The following is a 15,513-nucleotide window of genomic DNA, read 5'->3' on the forward strand; positions in this document are numbered from 1 at the left end:
CACATGGTCGTACGCGGGATCCTGGGGCGGCAGCGCCGCGAGTACAGGACGCCGGAGCCGCATCCGTCCGGCGCCCGCGCGCCGAAGCTCCCGGGCGAGCTCGTCCCGAACCATGTGGCGATCGTCATGGACGGCAACGGCCGCTGGGCCAAGGAGCGCGGTCTGCCGCGCACCGAGGGCCACAAGGTCGGCGCCGAGCGCGTGCTGGACGTGCTGCAGGGCGCCATCGAGATGGGCGTGGGGAACATCTCGCTGTACGCGTTCTCCACCGAGAACTGGAAGCGCTCGCCCGACGAGGTCCGCTTCCTGATGAACTTCAACCGCGACTTCATCCGCAAGACCCGCGACCAGCTCGACGAACTCGGCGTCCGGGTGCGCTGGGTGGGCCGCATGCCCCGGCTGTGGAAGTCGGTCGCGAAGGAACTCCAGGTCGCCCAGGAGCAGACGAAGGGCAACGACCTGCTCACGCTCTACTTCTGCATGAACTACGGCGGCCGGGCCGAGATCGCGGACGCGGCCAAGGCCCTCGCCGAGGACGTGGCCGCCGGCCGGCTGGACCCGGCGAAGGTCACCGAGAAGACCCTCGCCAGGTACCTGTACTACCCGGACATGCCGGACGTCGACCTGTTCCTGCGCCCCAGCGGCGAGCAGCGCACCTCCAACTACCTGCTGTGGCAGAGCGCGTACGCCGAGATGGTCTTCCAGGACGTGCTGTGGCCCGACTTCGACCGCCGCGATCTGTGGCGCGCCTGCGTCGAGTTCGCCTCCCGCGACCGCCGCTTCGGCGGCGCCGTCCCGAACGAGGAACTGCTGGCGATGGAGGGGACGGACACCCCCTAGCCACCGGGGGTTCACCAAGATCGTCGACGATCCGGGGCATGAGGCGTGTCACCCCGGTGCCGCCCCCCGTCGTCGGAGGGCTGCCGGCTGGAACCCGCGCCGCCACCGACGGCGAAGACGGCGACCTGGTCCTCGCCCTCTGGGACCAGGCCGAGGCCGACGGCCGACTCACCGCGCCGGGCGAGGAGTTCGGCCCCGACGTACGGGCCCTCGAAGCGGCCATGAGCACGGTCGGGTACGGCGACCTCAGCGGCCGGGGCAAGGAGGTGCCTTCAAGTCGGGCTGCCGGACTTCGGCCGGGCGTAGGCGGGAACAACCAGCGCACCCGTGCGACTTAAGATCAGAAAGGAATGATCTCAACGGGGAGATCGTGAACGACCGAATGATCTCAACGGGGGTTTCCGCTTGTTCACGTTCGTGATTCCCGCGCACAACGAAGAGGCCACGGTGGCCACGATCGTCGAGCAGGCCCTGGCGGCCGCGCACCCCGGCGACCGGGTGCTCGTCGTGGACAGCGGCTCCACCGACGACACCGCCGCACAGGCCCGCAAGGCCGGCGCGGAGGTGCTCGACGGCCCGCTCGGCAAGGGCGCCGCGATGCGGCTGGCCGTGGCCTCGGTGGACAGCGAGTGGGTCTGCTTCCTCGACGCCGACCTCGTCAGCTCCGAGCGCAACGTCCCCGCCCTGCTGCGCGCGGCCGCGGCCGACGGCGGCGCCGACCACGTCGTCGGCGACTACGAGTACGACCACCCGGGCACCATCCTGGCGTCCACCTTCACCATCTACGAGCCGCTCACCGCCCGGTTCTTCCCGGAGGTCGGCCACCACGGGGCGAACGCCCTCACCGGCTACCGTGCCGTGCGCACCCGCCATCTGCGCGCCGCCGGACTCCCGTCGGACTTCGGTGTGGAGACCTTCCTCAACATCTCCGTCGCCCTGGCCGGCGGGCGGGTGCGGGTGTGCCACCTGGGGGTGATCGGCAGCCGCTACCGCTTCCACGGCGGCTCGATGGCGACCGAGATAGGCACCAGGGTCCTGGACCTGGCCGAGGAGCACGGCCGGCTGGATCCGGCCGACCGCCCGCAGTGGGACGAGTGGCTGGCGGCGGGCGTGGCCGCCATCGCGCCGAACACCGCGGACCAGGGCCGCTCGGCCGTGCTGTCCCGGCTGTTCAGCACCGTGCGCAGGCCGATGCCGTCGTCAGCGTGACCGCGTCACCGTGCGGTGGCGGCGCACTCCGCGCACGTGCCGAAGATCTCCACGGTGTGCGCCACGTTGACGTACCCGTGCTCCGCCGCGATCGCCTCCGCCCACTTCTCGACCGCGGGCCCCTCCACCTCGACCGCCTTGCCGCACACGCGGCAGACCAGGTGGTGGTGGTGATCGCCGGTGGAGCAGCGGCGGTAGACGGACTCGCCGTCGTCGGTGCGCAGCACGTCGACCTCGCCGGCGTCGGCGAGGGACTGGAGGGTGCGGTAGACCGTGGTGAGCCCGACCGAGTCGCCCTTGTGCTTGAGCATGTCGTGCAGTTCCTGGGCGCTGCGGAACTCGTCGACCTCGTCGAGGGCTGCCGCCACGGCGGCGCGCTGCCGGGTGGCGCGGCCCTTCACGGGCGGTCCAGCGGTCGTCACCGGTTGCCTCCTCACGTCGTGGTCTGCCCGGACATTGTGCCAGTCCGGGCTGTGCCCGGTCAGACGCCGACCTGGCCCGTGGCCTCCCGACTGGCCGGAATCACGCACTCCGCGGGCTCCCCGGCGGGCCGCGCGGCGGCCGCGGCGCGGGCGCGGCGGCGCGCGAGGGGGGTGGCCAGCGCGGTCAGCACGAGGAAGGCGCCGATGGTCAGCAGCACGATCGTCGCACCGGGCGGAACGTCCTGGTAGTACGAGGTGACGGTGCCGCCGATGGTCACGCTCACGCCGATCGCGACCGCGATCGCCAGGGTCGCGGCGAAGCTGCGGCCGAGCTGCTGGGCCGCCGCCACCGGCACCACCATCAGCGCGCTCACCAGCAGCAGTCCGACCACCCGCATCGCGACCGTCACCGTGACGGCGGCCGTGACCGCGGTGAGCAGGTTCAGCGCCCGCACGGGCAGCCCGGTGACCCGGGCGAACTCCTCGTCCTGGCTGACCGCGAACAGCTGCCGGCGCAGCCCCAGCGTCACCAGCACCACGAAGCCCGCGAGCAGGCAGATCGCCGTGACGTCCGACGGCGAGACGGTGGAGAGGGAGCCGAAGAGGTACGACGTCAGGTTGGCGTTGGAGCCGGTCGGCGCGAGGTTGATGAACATCACGCCGCCGGCCATGCCGCCGTAGAAGAGCATCGCGAGGGCGATGTCGCCGCGGGTGCGGCCGTACCAGCGGATGAGCTCCATCAGGACCGCGCCCAGGACGGAGACCAGCGTGGCCATCCACACCGGCGAGGTGTTCAGCAGGAAGCCGAGGCCGACGCCCGTCATCGCCACGTGGCCGATGCCGTCGCCCATCAGGGCCTGGCGGCGCTGGACGAGGTAGATGCCGATCGCGGGGGCGGTGATGCCGACCAGCACGGCGGCCAGCAGCGCCCGCTGCATGAAGGCGTAGTCGAGGATGTCCATCAGCTCAGCAGTCCCGTGCGAGTCGGTCGGGCGGGTTCGTGGGGGTGGACGTGGTCGTGGCCCGGCAGGGCGTGCTGGCCCACGGCCTTCGGGGGCGGGCCGTCGTGCAGCACGCAGCCGTCGCGCAGGACGACCGCGCGGTCGATCAGCGGCTCCAGCGGGCCGAGCTCGTGCAGGACGAGCAGCACGGTGGCGCCCTGGGCGACCTGCTCGCGCAGGGTGTGCGCCAGCACCTCCTGGCTGGCCAGGTCGACGCCCGCCATCGGCTCGTCCATGATCAGCAGTTCGGGTTCGGCGGCGAGCGCGCGGGCGATCAGCACGCGCTGGTGCTGGCCGCCGGAGAGGGCGTTGACGGAGTCCTTCGCCCGGTCCGCCATGCCGACCAGCTCCAGGGCCCGGCGCACGGCCGCGCGGTCGGCCCCGCGCAGCACGCCGAAGCGGGTGCGGGCCAGCCGGCCGGAGGAGACGATCTCGGTGACCGTGGCCGGCACCCCGCCCGCGGCCGTCGTCCGCTGGGGCACGTATCCCACCCGCGCCCAGTCGCGGAACCGCCCCCGCGGCGTCCCGAACAGCTCGATCTCGCCGGCGGCGACGGGCACCTGCCCGATGATCGTGCGGATGGCCGTCGACTTGCCGGAGCCGTTCGCGCCGAGCAGCGCGACGACCTCACCGCGGGCCACGGTGAGGTCGATGCCGCGCAGGACGGGGCGCGAGCCCAGCTCGGCGTGGACGCCGCGCAGGGATATCACGGGCTCGGTCATGCCGTCCTCGGATGTCATTTCGCTCCCAGAGCCGTGCGCAGGGCCTTGAGGTTGGCCTCCTGGACCGAGAAGTAGTCCGTGCCGCGGGACTTGGCCGTGATGCCCTCGATCGGGTCGAGGACGTCCGTCCTGAGTCCGGCGTCGGCGGCGATGGTCTTGGCGGTCTTGTCGCTGACGAGGGTCTCGTAGAAGACGGTGGTGACGCCGTCGGCCTTCGCCATGGTCTCCAGCGCCTTCACGCGGGCCGCGCTGGGCTCGGAGTCGGGGTCGAGGCCGGTGATGGCCTCCTCGGTGAGGCCGTAGCGCTCGGCGAGGTAGCCGAAGGCGGCGTGGGTGGTGATGAAGACCTTGGACTTCGTGCCGGCGAGCCCGTCCTTGAACTGCGTGTTCAGTGCGTCGAGCCGCTTCACCAGGGCCGCGGTGTTCTTCTTGTAGTCGGCCGCGTGGCCGGGGTCGGCCTTCTCGAAGGCCTTGCCGACGCCCTCCGCGACCTGGGCGTAACGCACCGGGTCGAGCCAGATGTGCGGGTCGAGGCCGGCGAGTTCCTCGTCGGCGTGGTCGTCGTGCGAGGCGGCGTGGCCGCCGACCTCGTTGCCGTGCTTCTCCAGCGTGGTGAGGGAGGCGGCGTCGATCTTCGTCTTCACGTCGGACTGGGCGACGGCGTCGTCGACGGAGGGCTGGAGGTTCTTGAGGTAGAGCACCGCGTCGGACTCCTGGAGCCGCGCGGTCTGCTGGGCGCTGATCTCCAGGTCGTGCGGCTCCTGGCCGGGCTGGGTGAGGCTGGTGACGTGGACGTGGTCGCCGCCGATCCGCTCGGCGAGGAAGGCCATCGGATAGAACGACGCGACGACGTCGAACTTGCCGGTGTCGGCCGCCGCGCTGTCGGAGGAACAGGCGGAGAGCGTCCCCAGGCCCAGGGCGGTGACGGCCGCCACGACCACGCCGGATATGTGCTGTCGTCGTACGTTCATGACAGTCATTTTCAACAGAAATGGAAACCGTTGTCAACAAACCTTCTGACGGGGCCCCGGCGAGGGCAGGAGGGGAACCGATTTGGTTGAGGGGGAGCCCCCGCCGGTACCCTGAAGCATTCGCTGGAAGCACCTCGCTTCGTCGCCCGTCGTCGTAATGAAGAGAGCACCGTGGCCGCCGACAAGATCGACACCATCGTCAGCCTGAGCAAGCGCCGTGGCTTCGTATTCCCCTGCAGTGAGATCTACGGCGGTCAGCGTGCCGCCTGGGATTACGGGCCCCTCGGTGTCGAGCTGAAGGAGAACCTGAAGCGCCAGTGGTGGCGCTACATGGTGACGTCGCGCGAGGACGTCGTCGGTATCGACTCGTCCGTCATCCTGGCCCCCGAGGTCTGGGTCGCCTCCGGTCACGTGGCCACCTTCACGGACCCGCTGACCGAGTGCACCTCCTGCCACAAGCGGTTCCGCGCGGACCACCTGGAGGAGGCCTACGAGGCCAAGCACGGCCGCCTGCCGGAGAACGGCCTCGCGGACGTCAACTGCCCCAACTGCGGCAACAAGGGCCAGTTCACCGAGCCCAAGCAGTTCTCGGGCCTCCTCTCCACCCACCTCGGCCCGACCCAGGACTCCGGCTCCATCGCCTACCTGCGCCCGGAGACCGCGCAGGGCATCTTCACCAACTTCGCCCAGGTGCAGACCACTTCGCGCCGCAAGCCGCCGTTCGGCATCGCCCAGATGGGCAAGTCGTTCCGCAACGAGATCACGCCGGGCAACTTCATCTTCCGCACCCGCGAGTTCGAGCAGATGGAGATGGAGTTCTTCGTCAAGCCGGGCGAGGACGAGAAGTGGCACGAGTACTGGATGGAGCAGCGCTGGAACTGGTACACGGGCCTCGGCCTGCGTGAGGAGAACATGCGCTGGTACGAGCACCCGAAGGAGAAGCTCTCCCACTACTCCAAGCGCACCGCCGACATCGAGTACCGCTTCCAGTTCGGCGGCAACGAGTGGGGCGAGCTGGAGGGTGTCGCCAACCGCACCGACTACGACCTCAGCTCCCACGCCAAGGCCTCCGGCCAGGACCTCTCCTACTTCGACCAGGAGGCCGGCGAGCGCTGGACGCCGTACGTCATCGAGCCGGCGGCGGGCGTCGGCCGCGCGATGCTGGCGTTCCTGCTCGACGCGTACGTCGAGGACGAGGCGCCGAACGCCAAGGGCAAGCTGGAGAAGCGGACGGTGCTGCGCCTGGACCACCGCCTGGCGCCGGTGAAGGTCGCGGTGCTGCCCCTGTCCCGCAACCCGGAGCTGTCGCCGAAGGCCAAGGGCCTCGCCCAGACCCTGCGGCAGCACTGGAACATCGAGTTCGACGACGCCGGCGCCATCGGCCGCCGCTACCGCCGCCAGGACGAGATCGGCACCCCGTACTGCGTGACCGTCGACTTCGACACCCTGGACGACAACGCGGTGACGGTCCGCGAGCGCGACTCCATGAAGCAGGAGCGCGTCTCCCTCGACCAGATCGAGGGCTACCTGGCCGGCCGCCTGATCGGCTGCTGAGCCCTTCGTCCCACCGCCCATCGGCCCCCGACACGGGTCCTTCTCCGGACCTGTGTCGGGGGCCGTGGTGTCGGTGCCTGCGACTGGCTACTAACAACTGACAGCTGACAGATATTGAAATCTGTCAGCTGTCATGGCAGCGTGGTGGCATGACGATGCAGACACGCAAGCTCGGTTCCACCGGCCCCCAGGTCTCCGCCCTCGGTCTCGGCTGCATGGGCATGTCCGGCGCGTACGGCGAGTCCGACCGCGCCGAGTCCATCGCCACCATCCACGCGGCCCTCGAAGCCGGCGTCACCCTGCTCGACACCGGCGACTTCTACGGCATGGGCCACAACGAACTGCTGATCGCCGAGGCCCTGCGCACCGCCCCGCCCGCCCTGCGGGAGAACGCGCTGCTCAGCGTCAAGTTCGGCGCCCAGCGCGGCCCCGACGGCGACTGGTACGGCTTCGACGGACGTCCGGCCGCCGTGAAGACCTGGGCCGCCTACTCCCTCCAGCGCCTCGGCGTCGACCACATCGACGTCTACCGCCCCGCCCGGCTCGACCCGAACGTGCCGATCGAGGAGACCGTCGGCGCCATCGCCGAACTGGTCGAGCGGGGGTACGTCCGGCACATCGGCCTGAGCGAGGTCGGCGCGGACACCATCCGCCGGGCCGCCGCCACCGCGCCGATCGCCGACCTCCAGATCGAGTACGCGCTCATCTCCCGCGGCCCCGAGCGGAAGATCCTGCCCACCCTGCGCGAGCTGGGCATCGCCGTCACCGCGTACGGTGTGCTCTCCCGCGGCCTGCTCTCCGGCCACGTCAGGCCCGAGCAGGGCTTCGCCGCCAACGACTTCCGCGCCCACTCGCCCCGCTTCCAGGGCGACAACCTCCGGCACAACCTCAGCCTGGTCGAGTCCCTGCGCAAGATCGCCGAGGACAAGGGCGTCTCCGTCGCGCAGATCGCCATCGCCTGGGTGCTCTCCCGGGGCGAGGACATCGTGCCGCTGGCCGGCGCCCGCACCCGCGAGCGGCTCGGCGAGGCCCTGGGCGCCCTGGACGTGACCCTGGACGCGGCCGACCTCGCCGCCATCGAGGCGGCCGTGCCGGCGGACGCGGCGGCCGGCGAGCGCTACGCCCCCGCGCAGATGACCATGCTCGACAGCGAACGCTGACCGTCGTGCCGGGTACCGTCTAGTCATGCCCGCCACCAGCGAGACCCTGACCGCCGAGCGCATCCTCGAAGCGACCGAGGAGGTGCTGCGCCGCCACGGCCCGGCCAAGGCCACCGTGGTCGACGTGGCCCGCGCGCTCGGCGTCAGCCACGGCAGCGTCTACCGGCACTTCCGCACCAAGGCGGCGCTGCGGGAGGCCGTGACGAAGCGGTGGCTGGACCGTACGACGGAGGCGCTGGCCGCGATCGCCGCGTCCGGTGACCGCGACCCGGCCACCCGCCTCCACGACTGGTTCGCCGCCCTCTTCGCCGCCAAGCGCAGCAAGGCGGGCGACGACCCGGAGCTCTTCGCCACCTACTCGGTCCTCGCCGGGGAGGCGGGCGAGGCGGTCAGCACCCACCTCGCCGACCTGATGGCCCAGCTGACCGCGATCGTCCAGGCCGGCATCGACCAGGGCGTCTTCGCCCCGGCCCCGCCCGGACCCACCGCCCGCGCCCTCTTCCAGGCCACCGGCCGCTTCCACGACCCGTACTACGCCCGGGACTGGCTCCAGCCGGACGTGGAGGAGGACTTCGAGGCGGTGGTGGCCCTGCTGCAGCGGGGCCTGCGCGGTCAGCCGGACTGACCGCCCGCCACGCACGTCCAGAACTCCCGCATCAGCGGCGTCGGCGTGGGCCCGGTCATCGCCACCTGCGTCAGCAGGATCGCGACCGTGCCCGTGTGCGGGACGACGTGGGCCGTCGTGCCGGTGCCGCCGACCCAGCCGTAGCGGCCGGGCACGTTCCAGGGGTCGGACGGGGTGACGTCGACCTGGCCGCCGTATCCCCAGCCCTGGCCCTCCAGGAAGAGGGCGGCGCTCTCGCGCTGGGCCGCCGTGAGGTGGTTGGTCGTCATACGGCTGACCGAGGTGGGCGACAGCAGGCGGGGACCGCCCGCCTCGCCCGCGTGCAGCAGCATCCGCGCGAAGGCCAGCCAGTCGTCCACCGTGGAGACCAGGCCGCCACCGCCGGAGGGGAAGCGGGGGATGCGGCTCCACTCGCCGTCCGGGGCGTCCGCCAGGTCCAGCGTCGCGGTGTAGTACGAGGTGAAGCGGTGCCGCTTCGCCGCCGGGACCTCGAAGCCCGTGTCCCGCATGCCGAGCGGCTCGAAGAGCCGTTCCGCGAGGAACTCGGGGAACGTACGGCCCGACGCCCGCGCCACCAGCACGCCCTGGAGGTCGGAGCAGGTCCCGTAGAGCCACGCCTCACCCGGCTGGTGCAGCAGCGGCACCCGGGCCAGTGCGGCCAGCCAGGCGGCCGGGTCCGGATACGCCTGCGGTGCGCGGCCGTCCTTCTGCACCTCGAACAGGGCCTGGACGGCCGGCAGCGAGAAGTCCGAGGGGAAGCCCCAGCCCGCCCGGGAGCTGAGCAGGTCCTCGACCGTGATCGGGCGGGCCGCGGGGACCACGTCGTCCGCGGGGCCGGCGGGGTCGCGGACGACGTTCGGCTTCTCCAGCTCCGGCAGCCACCGCGCCACCGGTGCGTCCAGGGCGAGCACCCCGTCCTCCACCAGCATCAGCACCGCCGCCGCCGTGATCGGCTTGGTGATCGACGCGATACGGAAGATCGTGTCCCGGGCCATCGGGGCGGTGCCGTCGGTGTCCACCGATCCGACGGTCACCACCTCGACGTCCTCGCCGCGGGCGACCAGGGCGACGGCGCCCGGCACCGCGCCTTCGTCGACGTGCCGTCGCAGGGTGTCGTGCACAGCGGTCATGGTCCGGCCTTCCGGTCTGGGGGCGTCGTACGGGATATGACCGTCCCGCCCGCGGAAAGTCATCGGCCGGGGCGGCCCTTAGGTGTCCGCCGGGTCCACCGTCGCCTGGTGGGCCTCGGCCAGATGCTCCTCCGCCTTCAGCCAGGGCAGGAACTGCGCCCCTTTGCGCCAGCCGCACGTCTCACATCTGATCGTGCGCTGCGGGCCCTTGCGCAGCACTCTCACGACGTGCTCCCGGCCGTGTTGGTCCCAGCGGCTCACCTTGCTCGTGTTGATCTCCAGCATGACGCCTCGCCTCCGGCAAGGAGTGTGCAGCAAGGCCAACATCAACAGGGGGTCCTCCACGGCGAGTTCACCAAGCTGTGGCCGGTTCAACCGATCGTGCGCGGCAGCCGCAGGCTCAGCAGACCGGTCAGCGCCACCCCGGCCAGCTGCACCAGCAGCGTGGTGACCAGGGCGTCCCGCATGCCCAGGTGCGGGATCAGGGACAGGAAGAGCGTGCCGAGCGTGGCCACGCCGAGAGCCAGTGCCGACTGCTGGGTGGTGACCATGACGCCGCTGCCCACGCCGGCCCGGGCGGACGGCACCTCGGAGAGCACGATGCGGAAGATGATGGGCAGTTGGAGGGCCTGGCCCGCGCCGGCGATCGCCGCGCCCGGGAGGAGTTCGACGATGCCGAGGTCCGGCCAGGACTGCCGGGCCGCCAGCGCCATCAGGCCCACGCCCACCGCCTGGATCACCGCACCGGCGGTCACGATCCGGGTGCCGTGGCGGGTGATCAGCCGCGGCCCGGCGAGCGAGACGAAGAAGAACACCACCGCCATGGGGGCCAGCGCCAGCCCGGCCGGGACCGGGCCGAGCCCCGCCCCTCGCTGGAGTGCCACCGCGATCACGAACATGAATCCGCTGAACCCGATGGAGAAGGGGACGATCATGACCAGGCCGCGCCGCAGCGAGGTCAGCGCGAAGAGGCTCGGCGGCACCAGGGGGGTACGGCCCGCGCGGTCCTCCCGGCGCTCCACCGCGTAGAACGCCGCCGCGACGAACGGGAACGCCGCCAGCGACAGCCACGTCCACAGCGGCCAGCCCGCCGAACGGCCCTCGGTGAGCGGCGCCAGCAGGGTCAGCAGCGACGCGGTGAGCAGCACGGTGCCGAGGCCGTCGACGGGTTCGGGGTGCTGCGAGCGGGTCTCCGGCACCCCGCGGGCGGCCAGGAACAGGCCCACGACGACCACGGGGACGTTCACCAGGAACACCGAGCGCCAGCCGGTGCCCGCGATGTCGGCCGCCACCAGGACGCCGCCGAGGATCTGGCCCGCCACCATGGACAGGCCCGCCGTGGCGCCGTACAGGCCCATGGCCTTCGCGCGGCGCTGTCCGGAGGTGGCCGCCTGGATGGTGGCGAGCACCTGCGGCAGCATCGCCGCGGCCGACGCGCCCTGCGCCACCCGTGCCGCCACCAGCGTCCAGGCGCCGGGCGCGAGCCCGCACGCCAGCGACGTCAGCCCGAACGCGGCCATCCCGCCGAGGAAGAACCGGCGCCGGCCGAACAGGTCGCCCAGCCGTCCGCCCAGCACGAGCAGGACGGCGTACGCCAGCCCGTAGCCGGCGACGACGAGTTCGAGGACGGACTCGCTCGCGTGCAGGTCGCTGCCGATCGTGGGCAGGGCGACGTTGACGATGAAGAAGTCGATGAGAGGCAGTGCCGCGGCCAGCAGCACGGTGAACAGTCCGAGGCCGCCCAGCGCGGGTGGCGCGGCCGGTGAACGGACGGTGCGTGAGGTGATGGTTTCGGTCACGTTCCCCAGCCTGCGGGCGTCGGCAGGGTGGTACCAGAGTCTCCTTATGCTGGTAGTGGCAGTACCTGGAAACAGGGTCCGGCACACGGCAGGCTGGTGGGCATGACCATCAGCCCGGTTCAGGAGACGTCCACCCCGGCCGCGATCCGGCGGCACGAGCTCGCCGCCTTCCTGCGGCACCGGCGCGAGCACATCACGCCCGAGCAGGTCGGCCTGCCCCGCGGCCGCCGGCGCCGCACGCCCGGCCTGCGTCGGGAGGAGGTCGCCCAGCTCTCCGCGGTCGGCGTGACCTGGTACACGTGGCTGGAGCAGGCCCGGGACATCCAGGTCTCCGTGCAGGTCCTGGACGCCCTCGCCCGCACCCTGCTGCTGGACCCGAGCGAGCGCGCCCACCTCTTCCGGCTGGCCGGGCAGGCCGACCCGACGCCGGCCACCGTCTGCCCGTCGATCACGCCCGGGGTGCGGACCATCCTGGAGCAGATGGACCCGATCCCGGCCTGTGTGCAGAACAGCCGGTACGACATCCTCGCCTACAACCGGACGTACAGCCTGCTGCTGTGCGACATGGAGGCGGTGCCGCCCGAGGACCGCAACTGCATGATCCTCTCCTACACGCACCCCGAGTGGTGTGCCTCGATCGTGCACCTGGAGGAGACCCAGCGGCTGATGGCCGCCCGCTTCCGCGCCTCGATGGCCGGGCACCTCGCCGAGCCCGCCTGGAAGATGCTGCTGAAGCGGCTGCGCGCGGAGTCGCCGGACTTCCGCGCGAACTGGGACCGGCACGAGGTGGTGGGCGCCCGCAGCAAGCGCAAGGAGTTCCTGAACCGGCACGTCGGGCGCGTGTCGCTGGACCACACGGATCTGTGGCTGGGGCCGGAGCAGGGGCCGCGGATCGTGACCTACGCACCCGCGGACGAGGCCTCGCGGGAACGGCTGGAGCGGCTCTATGCCCTGGCGGCCAAGCGGGAGGCCGCAGTTGCGGTGTGAGGGGGGAGGGGGTGAGGCGGTGAGGCGGTGTGCGCTCGGGTTGTGAGGGGGTGCGCTGTCGCGTTGCGAGGGTGCGCGCTCGCTCGTGCTGTGAGGGGGTGCGCTGTCGCGTTGTGAGGGTGCGCGCTCGCCGTGTGAGGGGTGCGCGGTCGGGGGTGTGGTCGGGTGCGCGCTCGGGTTGTGGTCGGGTGCGTGCTCGCGTTGTGAGGGGGTGCGCGGTCGCGTTGTGAGGGTGCGTGTTCGCGGTGTGAAGGGGTGCGCGGTCGCGTTGTGGTGGGGATCGTCTACGCCGTGACCCTGGCGGCCTCGCGGACCTCCGGTGCCTGGAGCTGCTGGGCGGTTCGCTCGGCCGTGAGGTGGGCCCAGCGGCTGGTGGTCAGGGCGCCCAGGGTCAGTACCGTGACCCCGCAGCCCACGACGATCCACCAGGCCGGCCCCGAGGCGGAGACGAACGCCTCGCGGTACGAGGACGCGCCGACCCCGGAGGCCAGCACCGCGCCGATCACCGCGACGCCCAGGGTCTGCCCGAGCTGCCGGCTGGTGGAGGCGACGGCCGCGGCGACCCCCGCCTGCGCCCGGGGCATGCCGGAGACCGCGGTGTTGGTGATGGGCGCGTTGACGAAGCCGAAGCCGATGCCGAACAGCACGTACGCGACGAACAGGGTGACGTCGGACGTCTCCGCCTCGAACGCCGCGAACAGCACAGCGCTCGCCGTCATCGACGCGCCGGCCAGCAGCAGCGGCAGCCGTGGCCCGCGACTGCCGACCAGCCGGCCGGAGAGCGGTGCGCACAGGAAGATCGGCACGGCCGTCGGCAGCATCCACAGGCCGGCGTGCAGGGCGTCCAGGCCGCGTACGTTCTGCAGGTAGAGCGTCGACAGGAACAGGAAGCCGCCGAGCGCCGCGAACGCGCTCGTCGCGATCACGGTGGCCCCGCTGAACGGCGCCGAGCGGAAGAAGCGCAGCTCGACGAGCGGTTCGGCGCGGCGCGGCTCGTACCAGAGGAGGCCGATCAGGGCCGCGAGGGCGATGCCCGCGAAGGGCAGGACGGCGACGAGGCCGGCGTCCGGGGCCTCGATGATCGCGTACGTCAGCGCGCCGAACAGGGCGATCACCAGGAGCTGGCCGACCGGGTCGGGGCGGCGGGCCTTGGGGGCGCGGGACTCGGGGACGAAGCGGAGGGTGAGCAGGAGTGCCGCGAGACCCACCGGGAGGTTGATCCAGAAGATCGACCGCCAGCCCACCGACTGCACCAGCAGGCCGCCGATCATGGGGCCGGCGGCGAAGGATATGCCGACCACGGCGCCCCACACGCCGATCGCGCGGGCGCGTTCGCGCGGGTCCGTGAAGGTGTTGGTGATGATCGACATCGCGACCGGGTTCAGCATCGAGCCGCCCACCGCCTGGATCACCCGGAAGGCGATCAGCGTGTCCAGGCTGGGCGCGACGGAGCACAGCACGGAGCCGGCCGTGAACACGATCAGGCCGGTCATGAAGACGCGCTTGCGGCCGATCCGGTCGGCGGTCGAGCCGGAGAGCATCAGCAGGGCGGCGAGGACGAGTGTGTAGGCGTCGATCGTCCACTGCAGGCCGGACGTGCTCGCGTGGAGCTCCTCCCGGATGGAGGGCAGGGCGACGTTGAGGACGGTGACGTCCAGGCCCACGATCAGCAGGCTCATACAGCAGATCGCGAGGACGAGGAAGCGTCGGCGGTGGCTGAGCTCGGGCATGCGTCTCATGGTACGCCGATTTCGATAGTGCGTCTAACTAATGGTCGATACATGATCGCAGGGCGGGGACGGCGACGGCATGGGCGACAATGGGGCAATGTCCATTCCCGGGTCCCCCTTGCAGATCGGTCCGCACACCGTCCAGCCGCCCGTCGTCCTGGCCCCCATGGCCGGGATCACCAACGCGCCCTTCCGCACCCTGTGCCGTGAGTTCAGCGGGGGCAAAGGGCTGTTCGTGAGCGAGATGATCACGACTCGGGCGCTGGTCGAACGCAACGAGAAGACCATGCAGCTGATCCGCTTCGACGAGAGCGAGCGGCCGCGGTCGATCCAGCTCTACGGCGTGGACCCGGGCACGGTGGGCAAGGCCGTCCGCATGATCGCGGACGAGGGGCTCGCCGATCACATCGACCTGAACTTCGGGTGCCCGGTGCCCAAGGTGACGCGCAAGGGCGGCGGGTCCGCGCTGCCGTACAAGCGGAACCTGCTGCGGGCGATCCTGCGGGAGGCCGTGGCGGGGGCCGGGGAGCTGCCGGTCACGATGAAGATGCGCAAGGGCATCGACGACGACCACATCACGTATCTCGACGCCGGGCGGATCGCGGTCGAGGAGGGCGTGACGGCGATCGCGCTGCACGGCCGCACCGCTGCACAGCACTACGGCGGTACGGCCGACTGGGACGCCATCGCGCGGCTGAAGGAGCACGTGCCGGAGATCCCGGTGCTCGGCAACGGTGACATCTGGTCGGCCGGGGACGCGCTGCGGATGGTGCGGGAGACCGGGTGTGACGGGGTCGTCGTGGGGCGGGGGTGTCTGGGGCGGCCGTGGCTGTTCGCGGATCTGGTGGCGGCGTTCGAGGGGCGCGACGACTTCCGGCGGCCGACGTTGCGGGAGGTCGCCGAGGTGATGGTGCGGCATGCCGCGTTGCTGGGGGAGTGGATCGGTGACGAGTCCAAGGGCGTCGTCGACTTCCGCAAGCACGTGGCCTGGTACCTGAAGGGCTTCGCGGTGGGGAGCGAGATGCGCAGGCGGCTCGCCGTCACGTCGTCGTTGGAGGAACTCCGGGGCGGGCTGGACGAGTTGGATCTGGATCAGGCGTGGCCTGCGGGCGCCGACGGGCCTCGCGGGCGGACGTCCGGCAACAACCGGGTGGTGTTGCCGGACGGGTGGCTGAAGGATCCTTACGACTGTGCCGGGGTGGGGGAGGATGCGGAGCTCGACACGTCCGGGGGGTGAGGCGCGGGGTGCCTGCGGCGCCTGTGCGGGTCTGGTGGGGGTGCGCGGTGCGTGGGGCGCCGGTGCGGTTCTGGTGGGGGTGCGCGTAATGCCTGCGGCGCCTGTGCGGGTTGGGTGGGGGTGCGC

At 71.6% G+C, this 15,513-nt stretch carries 16 protein-coding genes; 8 read left to right on the top strand and 8 right to left on the bottom strand.

The genetic code is table 11. The features are described from left to right. Positions 1–3: 3 nt before the first annotated feature. The 3 genes from ACYF6T_RS32205 (at position 4) to ACYF6T_RS32215 (ending at position 2,049) form a co-directional block, all read left to right on the top strand. The gene (locus ACYF6T_RS32205) at positions 4–840 is read left to right on the top strand and encodes an isoprenyl transferase (protein ID WP_461700889.1); all 837 of its coding nucleotides are present in this window, start codon (positions 4–6) and stop codon (positions 838–840) included. Positions 841–878: 38 nt separating this feature from the next. After that, a complete protein-coding gene (locus tag ACYF6T_RS32210) occupies positions 879–1,178 on the top strand; it encodes a hypothetical protein (protein ID WP_461700890.1) in 300 nt (99 codons plus the stop codon). Between the two features lie 67 nt (positions 1,179–1,245). Further along, on the top strand, positions 1,246–2,049 hold the full coding sequence (locus ACYF6T_RS32215; RefSeq protein WP_461700891.1) for a glycosyltransferase family 2 protein: 804 nt from the start codon (positions 1,246–1,248) through the stop codon (positions 2,047–2,049). A gap of 5 nt (positions 2,050–2,054) precedes the next feature. Here the strand turns inward: ACYF6T_RS32215 and ACYF6T_RS32220 are convergent, their stop codons facing one another. From ACYF6T_RS32220 to ACYF6T_RS32235, 4 genes are read right to left on the bottom strand one after another with little or no spacing between them, the layout of a single operon-like run. Next, complete coding sequence (locus ACYF6T_RS32220) at positions 2,055–2,471, bottom strand: Fur family transcriptional regulator (RefSeq protein ID WP_461700892.1); 417 nt, start codon at positions 2,469–2,471, stop codon at positions 2,055–2,057. Between the two features lie 59 nt (positions 2,472–2,530). Then, positions 2,531–3,433, bottom strand: a complete 903-nt coding sequence (locus tag ACYF6T_RS32225; RefSeq protein WP_461700893.1) for a metal ABC transporter permease — start codon at positions 3,431–3,433, stop codon at positions 2,531–2,533. After that, positions 3,433–4,212 carry a metal ABC transporter ATP-binding protein gene (locus ACYF6T_RS32230; protein WP_461700895.1) on the bottom strand — a complete coding sequence of 260 codons (780 nt, stop codon included), beginning with the start codon at positions 4,210–4,212 and terminating at the stop codon, positions 3,433–3,435. Before ACYF6T_RS32230 ends, ACYF6T_RS32225 begins: the two co-directional genes overlap by 1 nt. Next, complete coding sequence (locus tag ACYF6T_RS32235; RefSeq protein WP_461700896.1) at positions 4,209–5,165, bottom strand: metal ABC transporter substrate-binding protein; 957 nt, start codon at positions 5,163–5,165, stop codon at positions 4,209–4,211. Before ACYF6T_RS32235 ends, ACYF6T_RS32230 begins: the two co-directional genes overlap by 4 nt. Positions 5,166–5,336: 171 nt before the next feature. On the opposite strand from ACYF6T_RS32235, the gene ACYF6T_RS32240 reads away from it, so the two are divergent. The 3 genes from ACYF6T_RS32240 to ACYF6T_RS32250 all read left to right on the top strand — a co-directional run bounded on the left by ACYF6T_RS32240 (position 5,337) and on the right by ACYF6T_RS32250 (position 8,504). Beyond that, positions 5,337–6,719 (top strand): glycine--tRNA ligase, encoded by a 1,383-nt coding sequence (locus ACYF6T_RS32240; RefSeq protein WP_461700898.1) that lies wholly within the window; start codon positions 5,337–5,339, stop codon positions 6,717–6,719. Positions 6,720–6,868: 149 nt separating this feature from the next. Then, on the top strand, positions 6,869–7,879 hold the full coding sequence (locus tag ACYF6T_RS32245) for an aldo/keto reductase (RefSeq protein ID WP_461700899.1): 1,011 nt from the start codon (positions 6,869–6,871) through the stop codon (positions 7,877–7,879). Between the two features lie 25 nt (positions 7,880–7,904). Continuing rightward, entirely contained in the window at positions 7,905–8,504 is a 600-nt protein-coding gene (locus ACYF6T_RS32250; RefSeq protein WP_461700900.1) for a TetR family transcriptional regulator, read from the top strand. On the opposite strand, the gene ACYF6T_RS32255 is transcribed toward ACYF6T_RS32250, so the two are convergent. The 3 genes from ACYF6T_RS32255 to ACYF6T_RS32265 form a co-directional block, all read right to left on the bottom strand. Then, complete coding sequence (locus tag ACYF6T_RS32255) at positions 8,492–9,634, bottom strand: serine hydrolase domain-containing protein (protein ID WP_461700902.1); 1,143 nt, start codon at positions 9,632–9,634, stop codon at positions 8,492–8,494. The two genes, ACYF6T_RS32250 and ACYF6T_RS32255, sit on opposite strands and share 13 nt — an antisense overlap. A gap of 78 nt (positions 9,635–9,712) precedes the next feature. Next, positions 9,713–9,919 (bottom strand): hypothetical protein, encoded by a 207-nt coding sequence (locus tag ACYF6T_RS32260; protein ID WP_461700903.1) that lies wholly within the window; start codon positions 9,917–9,919, stop codon positions 9,713–9,715. An 86-nt stretch (positions 9,920–10,005) separates the two neighbouring features. Further along, complete coding sequence (locus tag ACYF6T_RS32265; RefSeq protein WP_461700904.1) at positions 10,006–11,433, bottom strand: MFS transporter; 1,428 nt, start codon at positions 11,431–11,433, stop codon at positions 10,006–10,008. A gap of 102 nt (positions 11,434–11,535) precedes the next feature. Here ACYF6T_RS32265 and ACYF6T_RS32270 point away from each other — a divergent pair, with 102 nt between their 5' ends. Next, complete coding sequence (locus tag ACYF6T_RS32270) at positions 11,536–12,420, top strand: helix-turn-helix transcriptional regulator (protein ID WP_461700905.1); 885 nt, start codon at positions 11,536–11,538, stop codon at positions 12,418–12,420. A gap of 284 nt (positions 12,421–12,704) precedes the next feature. Here the strand turns inward: ACYF6T_RS32270 and ACYF6T_RS32275 are convergent, their stop codons facing one another. Next, positions 12,705–14,150 carry an MFS transporter gene (locus ACYF6T_RS32275; protein WP_461700907.1) on the bottom strand — a complete coding sequence of 482 codons (1,446 nt, stop codon included), beginning with the start codon at positions 14,148–14,150 and terminating at the stop codon, positions 12,705–12,707. A gap of 97 nt (positions 14,151–14,247) precedes the next feature. Between ACYF6T_RS32275 and dusB the strand changes: the two genes are divergently transcribed. Further along, positions 14,248–15,387 carry a tRNA dihydrouridine synthase DusB gene (dusB, locus tag ACYF6T_RS32280; RefSeq protein WP_461700908.1) on the top strand — a complete coding sequence of 380 codons (1,140 nt, stop codon included), beginning with the start codon at positions 14,248–14,250 and terminating at the stop codon, positions 15,385–15,387. Positions 15,388–15,513 lie beyond the last annotated feature (126 nt).

The organism is Streptomyces sp. 7R007, assembly GCF_054850255.1.

Bases quoted from the DNA above. Each gene is read 5' to 3' on its own strand.
- ACYF6T_RS32210 (WP_461700890.1), top strand. From the start codon at position 879: ATGAGGCGTGTCACCCCGGTGCCGCCCCCCGTCGTCGGAGGGCTGCCG.
- ACYF6T_RS32255 (WP_461700902.1), bottom strand. From the start codon at position 9,634: ATGACCGCTGTGCACGACACCCTGCGACGGCACGTCGACGAAGGCGCG.
- ACYF6T_RS32230 (WP_461700895.1), bottom strand. From the start codon at position 4,212: ATGACATCCGAGGACGGCATGACCGAGCCCGTGATATCCCTGCGCGGC.
- dusB (WP_461700908.1), top strand. From the start codon at position 14,248: ATGTCCATTCCCGGGTCCCCCTTGCAGATCGGTCCGCACACCGTCCAG.
- ACYF6T_RS32275 (WP_461700907.1), bottom strand. From the start codon at position 14,150: ATGCCCGAGCTCAGCCACCGCCGACGCTTCCTCGTCCTCGCGATCTGC.
- ACYF6T_RS32235 (WP_461700896.1), bottom strand. From the start codon at position 5,165: ATGAACGTACGACGACAGCACATATCCGGCGTGGTCGTGGCGGCCGTC.
- ACYF6T_RS32245 (WP_461700899.1), top strand. From the start codon at position 6,869: ATGACGATGCAGACACGCAAGCTCGGTTCCACCGGCCCCCAGGTCTCC.
- ACYF6T_RS32270 (WP_461700905.1), top strand. From the start codon at position 11,536: ATGACCATCAGCCCGGTTCAGGAGACGTCCACCCCGGCCGCGATCCGG.
- ACYF6T_RS32250 (WP_461700900.1), top strand. From the start codon at position 7,905: ATGCCCGCCACCAGCGAGACCCTGACCGCCGAGCGCATCCTCGAAGCG.
- ACYF6T_RS32205 (WP_461700889.1), top strand. From the start codon at position 4: ATGGTCGTACGCGGGATCCTGGGGCGGCAGCGCCGCGAGTACAGGACG.
- ACYF6T_RS32260 (WP_461700903.1), bottom strand. From the start codon at position 9,919: ATGCTGGAGATCAACACGAGCAAGGTGAGCCGCTGGGACCAACACGGC.
- ACYF6T_RS32225 (WP_461700893.1), bottom strand. From the start codon at position 3,433: ATGGACATCCTCGACTACGCCTTCATGCAGCGGGCGCTGCTGGCCGCC.